This window comes from Vitreoscilla massiliensis, from assembly GCF_001457815.1.
GTDB classification, from domain to species: domain Bacteria; phylum Pseudomonadota; class Gammaproteobacteria; order Burkholderiales; family Neisseriaceae; genus Vitreoscilla; species Vitreoscilla massiliensis.
This window is the reverse complement of record NZ_LN898219.1, coordinates 494,855-514,913: the sequence shown is the minus strand read 5'-3', so window position 1 is coordinate 514,913 and position 20,059 is coordinate 494,855. Positions and strand designations below refer to the sequence as shown.

Below are 20,059 nucleotides of genomic sequence, written 5' to 3'. Positions count from 1 at the left end.
ATCAGCTTGCAGAATAAGCTTTAAACACCCAAACAAGCGGCCTGTAAACAATCTTTACAGGCCGCTTTTAATGATTACACATACACTGCAAGGGGATTACCACAATGTCGCCGCTTCGAGCACACACAACAGCAATACCCCCAGCGCCATCAGCCCATACAGCGCGATGATGATGCGGGTGAGCACGCTGTCGTCACGGGCGTAATCATCCCAATCGCGGTAAAAATCGCCATAATTCTTGTACACCAGCAAGCGGTAGCGACCATAATCCCACACCTCCATCAAGGCGCACAGCGCCAATGCTGGCATCAGTATGGTCAACCCCAACCACTGCGGTTGTGCTTGAATTTGGCTCGCACTCAAGCGCATGAACATCGCCACCATGCCCAATAAACCCAATAGCGCCAGCAACAAGCCCACATTAACCCGCCGCCGGTGCACATTGCGCAAACGCGGCTCGCGCACCGCCCAAGTGGCGATGTGTTGCGGCTGCAAACGCAGCGCCACCCACAGCAAGATGAACAAACGCCACACCACCATCAGCACAAACAAGCCATAAACCGAAACCATGTTCTTGCTCCGTTGATACTCATAAACACAGTGGTCACTAGAGAGGTGCGCTTACAGGCCGCTTATGGCGACAACTACGCCTTATTTGCTGGCATTGCCGCTGAAAAACAAGCGCACGCCCAAACCCAGCATCACCATACCGGTAAAGCGTTGTTGCCACAACAAATAGCGTGGGTGGCGAGCCAAACACTCACCGGCCTTGCCCGAAGCCAAGGCGACACTGCCCAAGGCAATGATGCCAGTGGTTTTTTGCATGCAGCCCAAAACCAGCAATTGCAACCACACCGGCCCCACGCTTGGGTCGACAAACTGCGGCAAAAACGCAAACATAAACAACAGCGATTTCGGATTGGTGAGGCTGTTAATTGTGCCCTCTTTAATCGCTTGCGCGCCGCTGATGGGCGGTGTGCTGCTTAACACACTGGCCGCACCGCTGACGCTGGCATAGAGCATTTTCGCGCCCAAATACAGCAGATACAGCGCTCCCGCCCATTGTAAGATTTGCAAAGCCATAGGATAGCGGTGCAACACGCTGGCCAAACCCAACACCAACAGCGACACTTGCACCACGCCCGCCACCAGCGACATGCCGACCACGCTGAGCAAGGCAATGCGCCGCCCTTGGCCTATGCCGCGCGCCAAGGTCAACATCATGTCCGGCCCTGGCGTCAACTCCAACAACACCAAGGCCAATAACACCGTCATTAAGGTTTCAATACTGGGCAATTTGATTCTCTTTATTCAACACAGACACACGCCAGCAACCATTGTTGTATGCTTGCCTTAGGTATCTCATGTTTGATATGTTCATGCACGCAAGGCCCAACTGGCTGCCACTGCGATGTTTATTGCGCACACATTTTACCAGCGCTGCCAGCCCTAAAATATCCTGCACAACATTGCTGATTACAAACCAGCGCTCACCACCCTAAAGCGGCCTGTAAACAATATTTACAGGCCGCTTATTCTATACATTTGATGAATACTATGACACCACGGTACGGCTTGTGCGTCGACTGGCAAAGTGCTCTGACAATTCTTCCGCTTTATCCATGGCCGTTTTGGCCACACGCCAACTGAGGACGATGGGAAACAGGTGTTTGATGTAGACCATCAAATCCGCGCCCATGCCTTGTTTGGCTTGGTATAAGATTAATGCCAACACACCTATCGCCAACATCGCATAATTCAAATACCCCACCAGCCGATAAAAGCCACTGCTGTTGTGTTTGCTCTTCAAATCCCCCGCAAAACGCACTTTGATGACAACGCCGCACAAACCACTGAATACCAAGCCCAATAACCAAACCAAGAACATGTGCACCTCCCCTGTGTTAAACCGGCGTCAGCAGCAGCCGTCAGCCTAGGTTGTGATTGATATTTCATATTATTGAGTCAACATAACACATGGGCCGTTGCCTTCCTATGCTTTGCTTAAGCGGCCTGTAAAGCAGTTTGACAAGCGCGATTTAAATCAGACAAATCAAGCACATTGACGAGTTTATCCAAATAGGTTTTGTGGTATTTTTGTAGCGGTCTGTGCCAGTCTTTATGGCAACTCGCGGCTGTATACGTCGCTGTTCAATTGCACCGCTTGCAATTCAAACTCATCGCTGCTCAATTGGCGTTTGTCCACATCGGCCTCGGTCACGTATTGGGTGACGGTGAGCACATCGCCGGCTTGAAACAGCAAGTCTTGGGGCGGCATTTTGTCGGCGTGTTCATATGACGGCCACACCACCATGCGCTGACTTGTTCCATTGGCATAAGCACAAGGCTCGGTATACGGGCCATTGGTGCGCAAGAAGCGGCCTGTAAGCTCCCAACCACGGCGCTCATTATCCACTTCCATCGCCGCGATTTCGCCGCTGTTGAACTTGGTTTGTGTGACCACATCGACGTTTTGCCACGGTTTGGCGGTGCGCGTCACCTCCACATCCCAAGTGCACACTTGCCATGTTTGCGCTTGCACCAAGGCGCTGCTGCCCAATACGCTTGCCACGACCACTGTTTTAAACCACTGCATGGTATTCCCTTCATTCCCTCAAAGCCGCGATAATGCCCGAATTGCGCCCACAAAAAAAGCACTTGTTCATACAAGTGCTTTTTTCTGCATCCCACGCCGCACATGCGGCAGGAAGACTCGAATTATTTCAATACCACTTCAACGCGACGCGCTTCAGCGCTGGCGCCTGTGCCTTCAGACACTTGTGGTTTCACCAATTCGATTTGTTCTTCGGTCACGCCCAAGCGCACCAAAGCGTCTTTCACTGCGAACGCGCGTTTCTTCGCCACTTCTTCGTTCACGGCCAAAGTACCAGTGCTGTCATGGTAGCCAGAAATCATGGCTTTTTTGCCATCTTTCACGCCGGCAATCACGTCTTTCAAGGCTTCATCCGCGCCAGTGGCCAAATCGGCTTTGCCCACGGCGAAGTAGAATTTCACCACGCCATTGTCCACCACCACTTTAGACTCGTCGTCTTTCAATTCCAATGGTGCAGCCACCGCAGATGCTGCTACTGGAGCAGACGCTTCTGGCGCCACATCAGACGGTGCTTGGGTTTCAGAGGCCACTTCGCTTGCCGAAGCCGCTGCAGGCGCAGAGGCCGCATCGCCATTCAAACCCAACCAAGCTGCCCATACCACGATGGCAGTGGTGACCAAACCAACCAACACGCCCAATAAAATCAGCAGGTTGCGTTGGGTGTAGTTATCTTCATCATCGTTATTCATTGACACTGTAATATCCCGTTTCTATTAAAGCAATGCCGCAATGCAGCATCATGTAAACTCAAACGGTCGCATTATACTGATTTCACTGCGTTTTGAATATGTTTATGTGTGTGGGATGTGACCGCTGTGGCCACAGCCAAAATGCGGCCTGTAAACAAGCGCTTCGGACTCATGTGAGCGCACGATTCCGTAACAGATGAAAGACATGGCAGCGGCACGGCTTTTAACTCACTACCCACCACCGCCTCGATACAGTAGAATAAGGCCTATTTACGGCTACGTCTAAAGTTAGTTCTCATGTTGACCTTTCAAGAAATCATTTTCAAATTACAAACTTTCTGGGCAGCGCATGGCTGTGCAGTGTTGCAACCATTCGATATGGAAGTGGGCGCAGGCACTTCTCATCCCGCGACTTGTTTGCGCGCCTTAGGCCCTGAGCCTTGGTTTGCCGCCTATGTACAACCTTCGCGTCGCCCCAAAGACGGCCGTTATGGCGACAACCCTAACCGTTTGCAACACTATTACCAATTCCAAGTGGCCTTAAAACCAGCTCCGGACAACATCCAAGAATTGTATTTGCAGTCTTTGCAAGAATTGGGCATTTCGCCGTTGGAACACGACATCCGTTTTGTCGAAGACGACTGGGAAAACCCAACTTTGGGCGCTTGGGGCTTGGGCTGGGAAGTGTGGCTTAACGGCATGGAAGTGACCCAATTCACCTATTTCCAACAAGTGGGCGGCATCGATTGCACCCCTGTATTGGGTGAAATCACTTATGGCATCGAGCGTTTGGCGATGTATTTGCAAGGCGTGGAAAACGTCTACGATTTGGTGTGGACCAAAACCTTGGACGGCCAAGTGCTCACTTATGGCGATGTTTACCACCAAAACGAAGTGGAACAATCGACTTACAATTTTGAATACTCGGATGCGGAATGGTTATTGGGCCAATTCAATAAATTTGAAGAACAAGCGCAGCGCATCTTGGCGGTAGAAGAAACCTCTTTGGCCTTGCCTGCATATGAATTGGTGCTCAAAGCCGGCCACACCTTCAACTTGCTCGACGCCCGTGGCGCGATTTCGGTGACCGAACGCGCGACTTACATCGGCCGTGTGCGTGCCCTCAGCCGCGCCGTGGCACAAAAATACGTCGACAGCCGCGAAGCCTTGGGTTATCCCTTGATTAAAAACAAGGCCGAAACCAACGCCGCTTAACCCTGATACATCGGCCTGTAAGCTTAAAAATACCGCACGTTGCGTCTACGCCGACCTTCTGTGTTTACAGGCCGCTTACTGTTTAAACGAATACCCACAAAGGTAAGCCATGAGCACCGAATCTTTATTAATCGAATTGCGCACCGAAGAACTGCCTCCAAAAGCCCTGAACAATCTGGGCGAGAGCTTCGCTGCCAGCATTATTGAACAATTGCAAAAAGACCACTTCATCGCTGACAAAGCCGAATACAAAGTGTTTGCGTCCCCTCGCCGCTTGGGCGTGTTGGTGAAAAATGTGGTTGGCATCCAAGCCGACCAACAAGTGGTGAAAAAAGGCCCGTCTGTGGCCAATGGCATGAAAGACGGCGAACCGACCAAAGCCTTATTGGGTTTTGCCCGCGGCGCTGGCGCCGATGTTGCCGACTTGAAAATCATCAACGATGGCAAACAAGACGTGTATGCGTATGAATACACCCAAAGCGGCCAAAGCTTGGAAAGCGTGATTGCCGATGTGTTGGCGCAAGCGGTGAAAAAATTGCCGATTCCGAAAGTGATGCGTTGGGGCAGCTCTACCCACACTTTCGTGCGTCCTGTGCACGGCTTGGTGGTGATGTTGGGCAATACCGTGCTCAATACCGAAGTCTTGGGCTTGTCCAGCCAAAACTGGACTTTGGGTCACCGCTTCTTGGCCACCGAGCCGGTTGTGTTTGCCGTTGCCGATGAATACGAAAGCAAAATGGCTGCTGAAGGCAAGGTCATCGCCAATTTCGCCGCCCGTCGCGCTTTAATTGATGAGCATTTGGCTCAAGCCGCTGGCAAACTCAATGCCACCGTCGCCGCCGATGAGGCTTTGCGCGACGAAGTGACTGCTTTGGTGGAATTGCCTGTGGTGTTAGAAGCCGGCTTTGAAGAACACTTCTTAAACGTGCCACAAGAATGCTTGATTTTGACCATGCAACAAAATCAAAAATACTTCCCCTTGCTCGATGGCAATGGCAAATTGATGAACCGCTTCTTATTGGTGTCGAATTTAAAAGCCAAAGACCCCATCCACATCATCCAAGGCAATGAGCGCGTGTTGCGTGCACGCCTGTCAGATGCGGAATTCTTCTACCAAACCGACTTGAAAAAACCATTGGAAAGCCGTTTGCCACGTTTGGAACACGTGGTCTACCACAACAAACTTGGCAGCCAAAGCGAACGCATTGCGCGCTTGATTGCGATTGCCCGCTCTGTTGCTGGCAAAATTGGCGCCGACATCGCCCAAGCCGAGCGCGCGACCTTGCTGGCCAAAGCCGACTTGGTCACCGAAATGGTCGGTGAATTCCCTGAATTGCAAGGCACAATGGGCAAGTATTATGCCGTGCACGATGGCGAAGACGCGGTGGTGGCGCAAGCTTTAGAACAGCATTACCAACCGCGTTTCGCTGGCGATGCCTTGCCTGAAACCGCCGTTGCCACCAGCGTGGCCTTGGCCGACAAACTCGAAGCCATCGTTGGCATTTGGGGCATAGGCTTGATTCCAACCGGCGACAAAGACCCATATGCCTTGCGCCGTGCTGCTTTGGGCGTGGTGCGCATGTTGATGCAATACCCAGTGAGCTTGCCTGCCTTGGTACAAGACGCGTTTGACAGCTTCCCTGCTGGCACGTTGGCCGCCAATACCGTGGCCGAAGTAACCGACTTTATGTACGCGCGTTTGGCGGTATTGTTACAGGCCGATTATGCGCAAGACGTGGTTGCTGCTGTGTTGGCACACCGTCCTGCCGATTTACACGACATTACCGCCCGCTTGGAAGCCGTGAGCGAGTTCAAAGCCTTGCCTGAAGCGGCGGCTTTGGCAGCGGCCAACAAACGTGTGCACAATTTGCTCAAAAAAGCCGATGCCGAATTGGGCGCGGTCAATCCTGTATTGTTGCAAGAAGAGGCCGAAAAAGCCTTGTTTGCAGCCACCGAAGGTTTACAGGCCGCCATACACACCGCAACAGATGCGCAAAACTTCCAAGCGGCCTTGAGCCAATTGGCGACTTTGCGCGCCCCTGTCGATGCCTTCTTTGATGGCGTGATGGTGATGGCCGACGATGCAGCCTTGAAACAAAACCGTTTGAACTTGCTCAATCAATTGAACCAACAATTGAATGCCGTGGCCGACATTGCCTTATTAAACGATTAAGCTGCTTACAGCAACACAACAACAGCGGCCTGTAACGATTTACAGGCCGCTTTTTTATGCACCCTCGCCACCCAAGCTCATTTGCTGTTACCCTAGTGGCTGTCTTTTGCCTTTTTCATCGCTTTGACATTTGACGAACACACATGAAAACCATTTTCGCTTGGCTGCAATCGTTTTTGGTCGATCAACCCGAAAACATCAATGTCCTCACCACCAAAGGTCTGTTGCAAGACTTGCTGTGGCGTTTGCGGCACATCGACATCTCCGCGCTGGGCGCACAATTGGCGTATTTTTTCCTGTTGTCGTTTTTTCCACTGATGATATTTTTGCTCGGCGTGATTCCTTTTTTGGATTTGAATCCGAATCAAGTCTACCAATTGATGCAAGACGTGATGCCGACAGAAATTTTTGGCATGATTAAGCAAATTTTGGAACCGATACTGACCCAACAACGCGGCAATCTGCTGTCTTTGGGCGCACTGGGCACACTGTGGTCGGCCTCCAAAGGCATGAGCGCCTTGATGAGCGCACTCAACCAAGCCTACCAATTGGATGTGCGCATGACGCTGCTGGACAAATTGTGGTCGGTGTTGTTCACCTTGATGTTTCTCAGCCTGATTTTGGTGGCTTTGCTGATGCCGATTTTTGGCGGCAGCATTTTGCAGTTTATCCGCGAATACGTGGACATTTCCGATGCCATCGGCTTGGTGTGGAATGTGACGCGTTGGCTGTTGCCGCCAATCTTGATTTTCACCTTGCTGCTATTGATTTACTGGATCGTGCCCAAAACCAAGCCACGCTTGCACATCAAACGCATCTTGCCCGGCACGCTCATCGCCAGCGCCGGCTGGTTGGCATTGACCTATGGTTTCTCGCTCTATGTCGGCCAATTCGGTAACTACTCTGCCACTTACGGCAGCATAGGCGGCGTCATTGTGTTGATGCTGTGGCTGTATTTGACCGGCATGATTTTGATTTTTGGCGGCATCATCAATGCCTGCATGCAACGCCGCTACGACGCCGCCCACCATTTGCGTACCTCACTCACCGATACCAGTCTGGCCGCACCGCGTTAAGGTGTTGTAGGCCATATCAATGCGGCCTGTAAAGTGTTTACAGGCCGCATTGACTTCTGCAATAACACACTCACAGCTTTACTTGGTTCAAGCCTATGTATGTACTGCCCGCAGCTTCATACCATAATCAGAAAAGATGCATACCACATCATCTAAAACGACTTAATCGCAGTACCAAATTGAATTGCTATTAACGCCTTATTTGGCACCTTAATCGGCCTGTAAAACCATTACAGGCCGCATTGATTGCCGCAATAACACACTCACTGATTGATTTACATGGTTCCAGCCTATGTACTGCCCGCAGCTTCATACCATAACCAGAAAAGATGCATACCACATCATGTGCAACGGCTTATCCAAGTACCAAACAGTCTTGTTGCTAAGGCCTTATTTGCCACCTTATGCGGTCTATAAAGTGTTTACAGGCCGCATTAACTTCTACATTGTCATCACACACTCTGCTAAACCACTGCTTAACGTACCACTATGGTGCCACGCATCATCGCGCCGTGGCCGGGGAAGGTGCACACAAAACCGTACGGTGCACTTTGCAATTGCGCCACATTCAGCTTGATGCTGGCCGACTCACCGCCACCCAATAAACGCGTTTTGGCCAACACGCGTTTGTCGCCCGCTTTGACAAAATCGCTCGCCAGCCCCGCCTTGATGCCATCGCTTAACACCCCATGGAAATCACTGAGTTTGGCCACCACCACATTGTGACCCATGCTGGCTTTGGGTAGGCGGCCGATGTTTTGGTAATGGATGGTGAATTCCTTGCAAGTTTTCGGCACCACAATTTGTTTACTGCTGATTTGCATCGCATCGTTGCCAGTTAAATTCACGCTGCACGCCGCTTGCGCCGCCACACTCATCATGCCCAATACCATGCCACATACCACCGATTTCGCTTTCATCATTCAGCCTTTCTTTGTTTTATTTATTTCTGTTTATACAGAAATTACAGCAATAATAACTCGAATTAAGCCCATTGACCAGCCCCATGTGAAAATTTTGAATATTCTGTATGCTTGAACTTTGCGAACGTAACGGATTTCTAAAACGGAGCACTGGTGCATATCTTGCTTGTCCCTAGCTGCACCAAAGCAAACCCAGCCCGTACCGAAAGTGAGCCATGCTACCCGAACCTCATACCGACCATCCCGCCGCACCCACGTCCAGCAGCGATGAAGTATTGCCTCAACCAGCGCCAGAACACGGTTTGCACCTGGACTCGACACAATCGCAACAATGGGAACTGTCGCTGCAGTCCAACCTCAATGCCATCAACAAAATCGCCAGTTTGGTGCCGAGTTTACGTGTGCTCATAGGCCTGAGCATCGCGGCCCTCATCATAGTCGGCCTGTATTTTGGCCGTGACTTGCTCATTCCCTTGGCCTTGGCGACTTTGTTTGGTTTCTTATTGAATCCGGCTGTGTCTTGGCTAAAAACCAAGGGTGTGCCGCGTTTGGCAGGCATTTTGATGGTCATCACCGTGGCTTTGGGCATTTTGATGGCAGGCGCGGCGTATTTGGGCATGCAATTGGGCAACCTCAGCCAAGAGTTGCCCACTTACCAAAACACCATACGCAGCAAATTGCAAAACCTCAAAACTTTCTCTGAGGGGCCTAGCGTGTGGGACGGTGCCATCAGCACGTTTACCGTCATCAAGCAAACCCTCTCCAGTGAGCGGCCGGTAGAACACACGCCTGCGAACAAGCAACAAGCGGCGCAAAAGCAAGCGGCGGCGCAACAAAAATCGCCATCCAAGCAAGAAGCTGCCGCGGCTAAGACGACTGCTTCAGATGCGGAAACCGAAGCGGCCATTCATGCCGTGCGCATTGCGCAAGCGGACAAAAGCCCAATAGACGAAGCGATTACATGGCTGCAAGCCATCGCTAACCCCATTGCCACCGCCGGCATCGTGTTGCTGTTTGTGATTTTGATTTTGCTCGACCGCAGCGATTTGCGTGACCGCATCTTGCGTTTATTGGGCAGCAATTTGAACAGCGCCACCGACACCTTGGATGAAGCGGCGGCGCGCATCGGCACGTATTTGCGCATGCAGTTGATTGTGAACCTCAGCTATGGCATACCAATGGCTTTGGGGCTGTGGCTCATCGGCGTGCCCGCAGCAATATTGTGGGGCATGGTGGCGGTGGTGATGCGTTTTGTGCCATATGTCGGACCGATGCTGTCGTCAATTTTCCCCTTGCTATTGGCCTTCGCCGTCGATCCGACTTGGAACATGGTGTTGTGGACTTTGGGTTTGATCGTGGTATTGGAATTGGTCAGCAACAACATCATCGAGCCCATGTTGTACGGCAGCAGCACCGGTTTATCAACGTTGGCCATCATCTTGGCGGCCACGTTTTGGACGGCCTTGTGGGGGCCTATCGGTTTGATTTTGTCGACACCGTTAACCGCGTGCATATTGGTATTGGCACGCTCCATCCCCTCGCTCAAATTCATCGAGATACTGCTGGGCAATGCGCCCGTCTTGGATGCGCCACAACGTTTTTACCAGCGCTTATTGGCCGACAATGTCGAAGAAGCGCTGGAATTGGCACATGCCGATATTGAGCAAGACTTGCCTGCGCCTGCCGATGTGGCATTGGTGGCGCGCAAAGTCACCACGTTTTACGATGAGGTCAGCATTCCGGCCATGCGTTTGTTTTCCAATATGCACAACGATGTGGCCACGGCCGAACACCGCTTGCGCATCAACAGCGGCCTGAAGCAATTCGTCCACGAAATGCGCGACGAATACCCAATCCCTGTAGGCCATGCGCAGGCCTCGCCACGGGTATTGTGTGTGGCGGCACGCTGGGAAGTGGACAGCAAAGCCAGCGACATGTTGCTGCACAGCTTGCAATTGCAAGGCTTTCAGGCCGAGGTATTGGCGACACCGCTGTTATTGCAATTGTCTAATCTCGACCAAACAGTGTGGCAAAACCACGATGTGGTGTGCGTGTCCCTCTTTAACCCACAGCCGATGGCCGCCGCACGCCTGTTGTGTCGCCATATCCACAAACGCTGGCCGCACCTGCGCATCATCATCGTCGCGTGGAATGCCGATGCCCACAAGCTCAACACCGCCATGCAACAGCGTTTCGGCGTGGAAGTGGTGGTGAACACCATTCAAGAACTGAGTTTGCATTTGCAACAATGGCAGCGCCTAGACCCAGCCGCGCCCACACCCACCACCTTGCCCGACAATGAAAGCGAGCGCTTGGCTGCGCTGCGCCGCAGCGCTGTATTGCAGCCACCGTTGTTGCCGCTGTACGCCGAGTGGATACAGCAAGCGCGCAGTGCGTTTGATACCGCCGACGCGCAGATTTCTTGGGTAGACGCCGATTGGATTTACACGCCGGCCAGTTCGCTGTTACCACCAGCGGAGCACCATACTGAAACAGGTGTGGCGCGCGAGCATTCGGTGTGCACTTATGTGGTGCAACACAACGAGGCCTTGGTCATTGCCGACACCGCGCGCGACCCACGCTTTGCCGAGCAAACCGAGTTTGACCACCAACGGGTGCGGTTTTACGCTGGCGTGCCGCTGCGCGATAAAGACGGTTGGGTCTTGGGCAGTTTGTGTGTGATGGACGATGAGCCGCGCCAAATCAGCGCCGAGGATTTGCAAGTCTTGCAGACCATGGCCGATGATTTGATGCAAACCCTGCGTAAACAAGGCCATTCAGACGCTTAAGCGGCATAGCCACAGTGTAATCATGCCATAAAGCGGCCTGTAAACATTTACAGGCCGCTTTATGGCATACAAATCCATGCAATCATTTGCAGTAATTATGAAATCATAAGCAACGGTTTAAGAAGCTGCTGTATGTGCTTGCGATTGGTAGGCCAAGGCCAAGTCAATTTTGGCGCACACGCTCTGCGCCGCTGCCGCATCGGGCGTTTGCAATAAGGGCAGGCGTTCGCCATCGTGCAAATGCAACACCACCGTCGGTACCGACACCCGCTGCGCCGCCCACCATGCCCACACCAAAAACAACGCCACCACCACGCCCAACCACCATGCGCCTATGTGTTCCAACACCACCAACACACTCACGCCCATCATCGCCAAGTAAAACAGCATTTGCATCAGTTTGCGCTGTGGCGTGTGCTGCAAAGAAGTGCTGGCCTGCGCTTCGACGCTGGCGGTGGCGATTTTCGCCCACGGCAATACCCGCCCGTGGCTGACCAACACGTCTTCATTGATGACCAATTCGTGCTCAGGCAGACTTAATTCAAATTCAGAGGGAAACATACTCATGCTTAAGATGTGCGCCGACAAAGCGCACATTGTAATACAAATGGAAAACTTTGCTGGAAACACGCCGTTTTTCGTATACTGGCAACACCCATTCACAGGAGCACCCATCATGAAATCTGCTGTTTACCTGACTGCTCTGGCCGGCTTACTCGCCGCCTTGCCTATGGCTCATGCCGACGCCACGGCCGCCAATGCACTGATTGCCCAAACCCAAGGTGATTTGGATGGCGATGGCAAACCGGAATACGTTGAAGTGCGCAACACCGCCAATGACCAGACCGATGGCTTGGGCTACCAACGTGTCTTGTTGGTGTACAAGCAAAATGGCGCTCAGAAGACGCTGTGGCAACGCTCTGACAGCGCTGCCTATCCAAGCAAGGGTGGCGGCATGATGGGCGACCCATTTGGCGAAGTGCGCATCAAAAACGGCTCGCTGTTTTTGTCACAAAGCGGTGGCAGCTCTTGGAAATGGGGCCACACCGACCAATACCGTTATCAAAACGGCCAGTTTGAATTAATCGGTTACCAATCCACTGCTGGACGTTTGTGCGATTATTGGCAATCGGTCGATGCCAATCTCAGTACCGGCCAAATCAATTACCGCAAGGAATTTGACCGCCAAGCCGATTGCGACAACGATGAGTACAAAGGGCAAAAAGACATACGCGAAAGCTTCGTCAACAAAAACGTGCGCTTGAATTTTGGCAACCGCAACACGCAAGAAGTGAAAGTCATCGCTCCCAAAAGCAAAGAAGCCATATACTTTGCCAATCCACTCTAAGCCATCTTAACCAGCTTTTTCATGTTTACAGGCCGCAATTAAGCGGCCTGTAAGCCTAAAACAGCCCTGTTTTAAATCCTCTTTTGGCCACCCATTCTTTTGCATTGCAACATATGCACACAACAGTTATGCATTCTGGTCATAACACTTAGTCTCGTTTTCCGCTACAAAGCCACACAATAAACGGAATATGATGCAACATCACCTCGCATTCTCAAGCTGAGTACAATCGCAGCGCCCATAACAATGGGGTGATCCCTTATCACCAGAAGAGAACAATATGAAGATCAACGTACAGGATTTCTTTAACCAACATCGCCTGTCCCCACAACAATGGATCATTTTTGGCTTTACTTTCTTAGTGGCCTTGTTTGATGGCTTGGATACCGCGGCCATAGGCTATATTGCACCGAGTTTATTGACCGAGTGGAACTTGGAAAAAAGCCATTTGGCGCCAGTAATGAGCGCGGCCTTGTTTGGTTTGGCCGTCGGTGCGGTGTCTTTTGGCCCTGTGGCCGACAAAATCGGTCGCAAAACCGTGCTCATCATCGCCGTGTTTATTTTTTCCACGTGCAGCATCGCCTCGGCGTTCGCACAAAACTTGGAACAATTGGAAATCTTGCGCTTTGTCACTGGCGTCGGTTTGGGCGCCGCCATGCCCAATGCCGTGACTTTGTTGTCGGAATTCTGCCCTGATAACAAACGCTCGCTGTTGGTGAACACCATGTTCTGTGGCTTTCCCGTGGGCGCGGCCTTGGGCGGCTTTATGTCAGCGTGGTTGATTCCGCATTTTGGTTGGGAAAGCGTGCTCATCGTTGGTGGCACCATGCCGTTGATTTTGAGCGTGTTGATGGTGTTTATGTTGTCAGAATCGGTGCGCTATATGGTGATTAAAAACAAACCGACCGCACAAATCCAAAAAATCTTGAACAAAATCGACGCCAGCGCCGCACAAGCCACTGAGTTTGTGTTAACCGAAAAAGCCGCGGTAGAAGCGAACGCCAAAAGCGGCATTGCCATTGTGTTATCGAAACACTATTTCATCGGTTCGCTGATGTTGTGGGCATCGTATTTCTTGGGTTTGATGGTGTTTTACGCCATGATTAACTGGATGCCTACGCTGTTTAAAGAAGCCAATATGCCTGCACATTTGGGCCCTATCGTCGCCGGTTTGTTTGCCTTGGGCGGCTTGGGGGCGATTGCCAATGGCTGGTTGATGGACAGATTCAATGGCAATTTACTGATTGCCGCCTTCAGCTTCTTGACCGCGGTATCGGTTGCCTTTATCGGCCTGTCTTTGGGCTGGGGCTTGGCCGCGTTTATCGCGGTGGTGATTTTTGCCGGCATCATGCAAAACACCGCTCAGTCTTCCTTGCCCGCGTTGGCAGCCAACTTCTACCCTACCGCCGGCCGCACCACTGGTGTGTCGTGGATGACAGGCATAGGCCGTTTTGGTGGCATCGCCGGTTCGTATTTGGTCGCTTATATGGTGGAAAAACACTTGGGCTTGGTAGAAATTTTCTACATCTTGGCGGTGCCATCGGTGATCATGACGCTGTGCCTGTTGGTGAAAAATGCGCTGTACAAAGACGAAGCGCAACGCTTGCGCAGTAAAGGCGCGGGTCAAGTGAGCCACACCCCTGGCCATTAATCTGCAGCTTCATATCCATTAAATTAAGCGGCCTGTAAATCATTGACAGGCCGCTTTGTTCATCTCATCACATTCATATCGCTCTTTATGCCGTTCACAATTCCAAATGGTCTTTGGTTGTCAGCGGCGTGTCATCGGTCGCGCCAACGACTTTTTTGGTGATGTGCCACCATTGCTGCGTGGCGGAATGGGTGTTGTGCCAAACATCGGCACTCTCGCCATGCACCAATAATAAGCGCAAATTCGGGTCTTGGTAGCCATCGAACCACGCTTCGGCGGTTGGCGTCCACAGCTCTTCGATTAACTTGCGGTCATTGCTGATGCTGGCGCGCCCTTCAATATAGGCATACAAATCGGCGCTGTGTTTGCAAAACGTCACGCCCAAATCGGTATTGCCCGCTTCGATGCTGGCAAACAATTCACTGTCTGCGCGCACAAAGAAATACAATTGGTGTTGGCGCTCCAGATGTTCTTCCACCAGCACGCTCTTGGGGATTTCCTTATTGAACAAAGTCATGGGCTGCGCCTGCGTGCGGCCATTGTGTTTGCGGTACGTGACCATGGCCACGCGGGTTTCATTCATCAAATGCCACATCATCAAACGAGGGTGCACAGTTGCCATGATGCTCTCCTACAAACAGGTGTCGGTTCAGCTTAGTCAATACGCAAAATGCATCGGTTCCACATCGTGCGCTCAAACTTGGCAAAAACTGCTACTGTGTCTTTAGGCCAAGCCTGATGACAGTCTACACTCGATTTTTCAGGCCGCCATCATTAAAATGCGCAAAACACCTCTTGCAAAGACACCCATGAAAACATCATTCGTTGCCTTAAGTCTGTTCAGCCTGATGTTGGCCACCACTGGCCACGCCCAAACCGCGCGCAAACCGTCTTCATTTGAAGCGGGCAAAAAAGAGGCCGCCACCCGCATCAAAACCCAAGTGCCGGCCTTACACCGCTTAAGCAGCCAAGGCGACTTTAACCAGCTGTCGCGGGTGTACGAGCAAGACACCGATTACGAAATCCCGCATGTGATTTTTCTGATTGATTTAAAAGACGACAAGCGCATCGATTACATCAACACTCCCAAATACAGCTTGCACGAGACTTATTTGGCGCAAGTCAAAGGCTTTAAGCCCAACGATGCCCAGCTCAAAAGCTATTATTACAGCCCCGAGCGCCACTATATTTTTGGCACCATCAGTTGGCAAAATACCAACAAAGAGTTTGTGTACGAATTTTGGGAAGGCGACAAAATCACCCCCAGCTTGCTCAAAACCGCCGACCAAGTGATTAAGTCCAGCTTTTTCGCGCCGATACGCTACAAAACCAATTCCACCTGGCAAGAAGAAGTGGCCACTCAAACCAAGCTGCCGTTTGTTACCCAAGAAAGCCTGATTAAAGACTTTCCGTATTTGTCTTTGCACCAAGGCAAAGCAACAGGCACGCTGCGCGTCATCGAAAAAGAAGACGATTTGTACGATGTCGGCCCTGGCGACATCATCATCTTAAAAGTCGTGCCCTTGGTGATGCCGCCTGTGGCCGCCGTCATCAGTGAAAAGCCGTCTACGGCACTGTCACATGTGAATGTGTTGGCACGCGGTTGGGGCATCCCGAATGTGTATTTGAAAGACGCCGAGAAAATCCTCGCGCCTTACATCGGCAAACGCATCAGCCTCAATGCCGCTGACAACCAATACCAAGTGAGTTTGGCTACGAGCGGCAGCAGCACCAGCAGCAAGCCGTCCAACATCAAGCTGCCCAGTATCAATACCAGCGATTTGAAACTGCGGGCTTTAAATGATTTGCGCCAAGCCGACCATGTCTATTGCGGCAGCAAGGCCGCCAACTTAGGCCAAATCAATGCCCAAATCAAGGCCGCCAACGTGCCCGATGGCTTTTGCATCCCGTTTGGCTATTACCAGCAATTCATGCAACAACTGGGCATAGACAGTGCCTATTTGCAAAACATGGAAGCGGGATTCAAAGGCAATAACCGCGAGCGCCGCGCTGGCTTATTGGCCTTGCAACAAAAAATCCAATCCGCACCCGTGCCACAAGCATGGCAAGACGCGTGGGCAGCACAATGGCAACAGCAATTGCATGAGCAAGGCGTGTTTGTGCGCAGCTCGTCCAATTCCGAAGACTTGCCCAATTTCAGTGGCGCCGGTCTTTACACCACCATTCCGAATGTGAAAAGCAAGGCGGCTTTGGTCGATGCGGTGAAACAATCGTGGGCATCGGTGTTCAATTACAGCGCTTATGAGGCGCGCCGCATCGCCGGCTTGCCGCACGACAGCGTGAAGATGAGCACGTTTGTGCAACAAGGCATCAATGCCGATTTATCGGGCGTATTGGTCACGCTAGACCCGTACGATGCCAGCCGTAAAAACGTCAGCTACATCGCTGCCAAGCGCGGTGTTGGCATCCGTGTGGTCGAAGGCAAACGCTTGGCCGAGCAATTGGTGTACAACCACCGCGTTGGCTCGATTCAATTGATTTCCTCGTCCAACGAAACCACCGCCTTGCAATTGGACGACAAAGGCGGCGTCAAAGAAGTGCCGATAGACACCGGCAAACGGGTGATGAGCGATGCCGAGGTGAAGACTTTGGCCAATACCGGCTCGCAAATCAAGGCCTTGTTTGGCAATAAGCAACAAGACATCGAATGGGCGTTTGCCAACAAGCGCTTGGTCATTTTACAGGCCAGACCGTATCTGACCCGTTAACAGGAGTGTGTGATGAAGAAAACCAACCCATCTTTGTGCCTCAGTGCTTTGGGCTGCGGTCTGCTGTTATTGAGCCTGAGCGCCGAAGCCAGACGCATCGCCCCAACGCCCATGCCCAGCGCCTTCCAAGCCACGTGGGTGGCCGAACGCAATGTGCCAGAGCGCGAGCGCATGTGCCAAGAAATCCGGGCGCAAAACAGCGCGCAGCGGGTAACACATGCTTATGTCCAAATCGGCGAACGCACACTGTATGTGCACAATCCGCGCACGCAAGCGCAGTTTGATGGCACCAATCGCTACAACCCGTGGCGCATCCAAACCGCCACCCGCTTGGCCGGCACGTTGCATGCCAGCTACAACCGTTACGACTTGGAAGCCAGCAAGGCTCAGACCAGCATCAAAGTGGATTTGCGCCTGCTGTCGCCAACGCATTTGTACGCCCGCGGCATGAAGCCCAGACACTATTACCGTTGCAACGACAGCGCTGACAACGTCTCCACACCTGTTGCTTCAACAATCACAGAATAAGATTGAAGCGGCCTGTAAAACCATCATCACCGGTTTACAGGCCGCATGTCTCAGCACAAAAAAAACCTGATAGCCGTTACCCCCAGATAAAGACCCAACCATGCCGACCACATTCGCCCCACTGCGCCATACCCTCTTGTGCCTGTGCTTGCTGCTTAGCAGTGCTTGGGCAAACGCCATACGCATTGCCGAAATGCCGGTGACACCGCTACACGGCGTGTGGGTGAACCAAAGCGACGCCAAGCAGCGCCAAGAGGCTTGCCGCGCTTGGCAACAGCAAACACGGATGCCACAACTCACCATCTTAAGCATCAACGGCCGCAGCGCGCATCTGTTCGATACCAGCAGCAAACGCAGTAGCTATTGGCATTTGGGCCCGCGCCAAGCCACTTACACGCAAAACACCCCCACACACATCCAAGGTTGGGCACAGTGGCAAGACCTCAACAAGCTGGACAACAGCACCGACACCCAAGTGTTTGACTTTGCCCTGCAAGCCGACGACAGCTTGGCCACGCCGCTGCTGGAAAGCAAACGCTTTTACCGCTGCTACCCAAGCAAGTATTGACACAAAGCGGCCTGTAAACATCCAAACCATGCTTACAGGCCGCATTGAAACACCTAATCCTTGCCCATTACACCGCACAAGCGCCGCTGTTGTCATAGGCGCTGAAATACCATTGCGCACCGATTTTGCTGAAATACAAATGCAGCTCATCGCCTATATTGCGACTGTTGCCGATGTACAGCATTTGCACCAATTGCGCTTCCAAAGGCTGCACACGCTGTAACTGGGCTTGGATAGTCTTGCTTGGCATCTGTTCAAATTGCTGCTGATGGCGCAGCAAAGCTGAAAACGGCTGCTCGCGGCTGGTATAGCGATAATACCAACCGGCCTTGTTCCAACGCTCACAATCGTGTTTGGGCATGGCCGCCGCGCTGAGCATGCGGATGCGGCTGCGCGGTTGTAGTCGTGGCTGCGTGCCAAAATACGGCGTGGCAAACACAAAATCCTGTCGGCGCAACACCTGCAAATTGGGCACAGCACCGCTGCGCGACACATACACATAGCCGTATTGTGGATGGATGTGGCGACGCACTTTGGCCGCATCGTGTTGGGCAAAACCGCCCACCACCTCGCGCATCACTTGTTGCAATGATGACTTGGGCGCCGCCGCCAGCGTCAGCGGCCACGCCAACAAGGCGGCGCTTGCCACCACACAGCCAATAGTTCGGTTCATATTGCCTCCTTGCTGCGCCTTAACACAGCGGTTTGCGGCCACGGCCAAATTCGGTAATATGGGCTGGCTTGGCCCTATCCCCTAACCTGCTTCGTGGAGTTGCTGATGAAACTGTTGGTTTTGACCGCTATTTGCTGTGCTTGTTCGACTTTCGCCATGGCCAAACCGCTGCCGCCGTTAATCCTGCCCAAATCTTTTCAAGGCGATTGGATAGACATCGCCAACAGCAAGCAGCGCGCTCGCGCTTGCCGCGACATCCGCGCCGACAGCTATTTCGATGTCGGCACACACTATCTGCTGACGTTCACGCCCAACAGCGTTGAACACCGCTATGCTGAGGTGTATTTGGAAGACGTGGCGCTGCGTTTCAGCCACAAAGAAGCGCAACGTTTGCAAGGCCGTGCCGACCAGACTTACCAAGAAAACGGTGCTGACCAAGATTTTCCTGTGAAACGGGGTCTGGCTTTTGAATGGCGGTTACAGGCCGATGGCAGTTTGCGTGCGCCGCATTTGCGCAATAAAGCGTTTTACCGCTGTCCAGTGGCTTAGGAGAGGATGATGCGCAGTATTGTGACCGGAATGTTGATATTGGGACTGAGCTTGGGCGCGCCCGCAGCGTTTGCCTATCCGATGATGGTGCAACTTCTGCCCAAATCTTTGCAAGGCGTGTGGGTGCACACTGCGTCTGCTTCAAGCCGAGCAGCGGCCTGTAAAGCCTATCACGAACACAAAGCCTTGCCCAAACAGGCGTATTTCATCCACATCGACGACTTAAACCTGCGCCATGACTACGGAGGCACGTCGGTGACCTTACAGGCCAATGATTTGATTAACAGCCGCATTCAAGCGCACAGCCTCAGTGGTGACACTTCACTCGCGTTGCCGTTGATTCAAGGCAAGTTAAACTCAAACAACCATGTGCGCACGCTAAGCTACCAAGTCCAAGGCCAGACTTTGTACACGCCACATTTGGCAGTGAAAGCGTTTTACCGTTGTCGCCCTTAAATAGGCTACATGGTTAAGCCCATTATTGGCTTCACGCAGTCGATACCAGCACACACAAGCGGCCTGTCACTGAGTTTA

General features: G+C 52.3%; 20 protein-coding genes. 11 read left to right on the top strand and 9 right to left on the bottom strand.

Features of this window, described 5'->3' with window-relative positions; translation table 11 throughout:
• Nucleotides 1-96 precede the first annotated feature (96 nt).
• From BN3003_RS08140 to BN3003_RS08120, 5 genes are all read right to left on the bottom strand, one after another.
• On the bottom strand, nt 97-570 hold the full coding sequence (locus tag BN3003_RS08140) for a hypothetical protein (protein ID WP_058356134.1): 474 nt from the start codon (nt 568-570) through the stop codon (nt 97-99).
• An 81-nt stretch (nt 571-651) separates the two neighbouring features.
• Nucleotides 652-1,296: a LysE family translocator gene (locus BN3003_RS08135; RefSeq protein WP_058356133.1), complete on the bottom strand. Its 645-nt coding sequence runs from the start codon at nt 1,294-1,296 to the stop codon at nt 652-654.
• Between the two features lie 259 nt (nt 1,297-1,555).
• Nucleotides 1,556-1,888 (bottom strand): hypothetical protein, encoded by a 333-nt coding sequence (locus BN3003_RS08130; RefSeq protein WP_058356132.1) that lies wholly within the window; start codon nt 1,886-1,888, stop codon nt 1,556-1,558.
• A 231-nt stretch (nt 1,889-2,119) separates the two neighbouring features.
• On the bottom strand, nt 2,120-2,596 hold the full coding sequence (locus BN3003_RS08125) for a hypothetical protein (protein WP_058356131.1): 477 nt from the start codon (nt 2,594-2,596) through the stop codon (nt 2,120-2,122).
• Between the two features lie 122 nt (nt 2,597-2,718).
• Nucleotides 2,719-3,303, bottom strand: coding sequence for an OmpA family protein (locus BN3003_RS08120; RefSeq protein WP_058356130.1), 585 nt, complete (start codon nt 3,301-3,303; stop codon nt 2,719-2,721).
• A gap of 297 nt (nt 3,304-3,600) precedes the next feature.
• Here BN3003_RS08120 and glyQ point away from each other — a divergent pair, with 297 nt between their 5' ends.
• From glyQ to BN3003_RS08105, 3 genes are all read left to right on the top strand, one after another.
• Nucleotides 3,601-4,518: a glycine--tRNA ligase subunit alpha gene (gene glyQ / locus BN3003_RS08115; protein WP_058356129.1), complete on the top strand. Its 918-nt coding sequence runs from the start codon at nt 3,601-3,603 to the stop codon at nt 4,516-4,518.
• A gap of 109 nt (nt 4,519-4,627) precedes the next feature.
• Nucleotides 4,628-6,691, top strand: coding sequence for a glycine--tRNA ligase subunit beta (glyS, locus tag BN3003_RS08110; RefSeq protein ID WP_058356128.1), 2,064 nt, complete (start codon nt 4,628-4,630; stop codon nt 6,689-6,691).
• Nucleotides 6,692-6,834: 143 nt separating this feature from the next.
• Nucleotides 6,835-7,767, top strand: coding sequence for a YihY/virulence factor BrkB family protein (locus BN3003_RS08105; protein WP_058356127.1), 933 nt, complete (start codon nt 6,835-6,837; stop codon nt 7,765-7,767).
• Nucleotides 7,768-8,243: 476 nt separating this feature from the next.
• Here BN3003_RS08105 and azu read toward each other — a convergent pair whose 3' ends face one another.
• Entirely contained in the window at nt 8,244-8,690 is a 447-nt protein-coding gene (azu, locus tag BN3003_RS08100; protein WP_234333043.1) for an azurin, read from the bottom strand.
• Between the two features lie 215 nt (nt 8,691-8,905).
• Here azu and BN3003_RS08095 point away from each other — a divergent pair, with 215 nt between their 5' ends.
• Nucleotides 8,906-11,479: an AI-2E family transporter gene (locus BN3003_RS08095; protein WP_058356126.1), complete on the top strand. Its 2,574-nt coding sequence runs from the start codon at nt 8,906-8,908 to the stop codon at nt 11,477-11,479.
• Nucleotides 11,480-11,596: 117 nt separating this feature from the next.
• On the opposite strand, the gene BN3003_RS08090 is transcribed toward BN3003_RS08095, so the two are convergent.
• Complete coding sequence (locus BN3003_RS08090) at nt 11,597-12,040, bottom strand: hypothetical protein (protein ID WP_147645388.1); 444 nt, start codon at nt 12,038-12,040, stop codon at nt 11,597-11,599.
• A gap of 115 nt (nt 12,041-12,155) precedes the next feature.
• Here BN3003_RS08090 and BN3003_RS08085 point away from each other — a divergent pair, with 115 nt between their 5' ends.
• The gene (locus BN3003_RS08085) at nt 12,156-12,827 is read left to right on the top strand and encodes a hypothetical protein (RefSeq protein WP_058356124.1); all 672 of its coding nucleotides are present in this window, start codon (nt 12,156-12,158) and stop codon (nt 12,825-12,827) included.
• Nucleotides 12,828-13,107: 280 nt separating this feature from the next.
• On the top strand, nt 13,108-14,478 hold the full coding sequence (locus tag BN3003_RS08080; protein ID WP_058356123.1) for an MFS transporter: 1,371 nt from the start codon (nt 13,108-13,110) through the stop codon (nt 14,476-14,478).
• Nucleotides 14,479-14,572: 94 nt separating this feature from the next.
• Here the strand turns inward: BN3003_RS08080 and BN3003_RS08075 are convergent, their stop codons facing one another.
• On the bottom strand, nt 14,573-15,100 hold the full coding sequence (locus BN3003_RS08075; protein ID WP_058356122.1) for a pyridoxamine 5'-phosphate oxidase family protein: 528 nt from the start codon (nt 15,098-15,100) through the stop codon (nt 14,573-14,575).
• 187 nt (nt 15,101-15,287) lie between these two features.
• Here BN3003_RS08075 and BN3003_RS08070 point away from each other — a divergent pair, with 187 nt between their 5' ends.
• From BN3003_RS08070 to BN3003_RS08060, 3 genes are all read left to right on the top strand, one after another.
• Nucleotides 15,288-17,207, top strand: a complete 1,920-nt coding sequence (locus tag BN3003_RS08070) for a PEP/pyruvate-binding domain-containing protein (RefSeq protein WP_058356121.1) — start codon at nt 15,288-15,290, stop codon at nt 17,205-17,207.
• 12 nt (nt 17,208-17,219) lie between these two features.
• A complete protein-coding gene (locus BN3003_RS08065; RefSeq protein ID WP_058356120.1) occupies nt 17,220-17,735 on the top strand; it encodes a hypothetical protein in 516 nt (171 codons plus the stop codon).
• Nucleotides 17,736-17,835: 100 nt separating this feature from the next.
• Nucleotides 17,836-18,303 carry a hypothetical protein gene (locus BN3003_RS08060; RefSeq protein WP_058356119.1) on the top strand — a complete coding sequence of 156 codons (468 nt, stop codon included), beginning with the start codon at nt 17,836-17,838 and terminating at the stop codon, nt 18,301-18,303.
• Between the two features lie 67 nt (nt 18,304-18,370).
• On the opposite strand, the gene BN3003_RS08055 is transcribed toward BN3003_RS08060, so the two are convergent.
• Nucleotides 18,371-18,976, bottom strand: coding sequence for a hypothetical protein (locus BN3003_RS08055; protein ID WP_058356118.1), 606 nt, complete (start codon nt 18,974-18,976; stop codon nt 18,371-18,373).
• 105 nt (nt 18,977-19,081) lie between these two features.
• Between BN3003_RS08055 and BN3003_RS08050 the strand changes: the two genes are divergently transcribed.
• Both BN3003_RS08050 and BN3003_RS08045 read left to right on the top strand, forming a co-directional pair.
• Entirely contained in the window at nt 19,082-19,525 is a 444-nt protein-coding gene (locus tag BN3003_RS08050) for a hypothetical protein (protein ID WP_058356117.1), read from the top strand.
• Nucleotides 19,526-19,531: 6 nt separating this feature from the next.
• Entirely contained in the window at nt 19,532-19,981 is a 450-nt protein-coding gene (locus tag BN3003_RS08045; protein ID WP_147645386.1) for a hypothetical protein, read from the top strand.
• Nucleotides 19,982-20,059 lie beyond the last annotated feature (78 nt).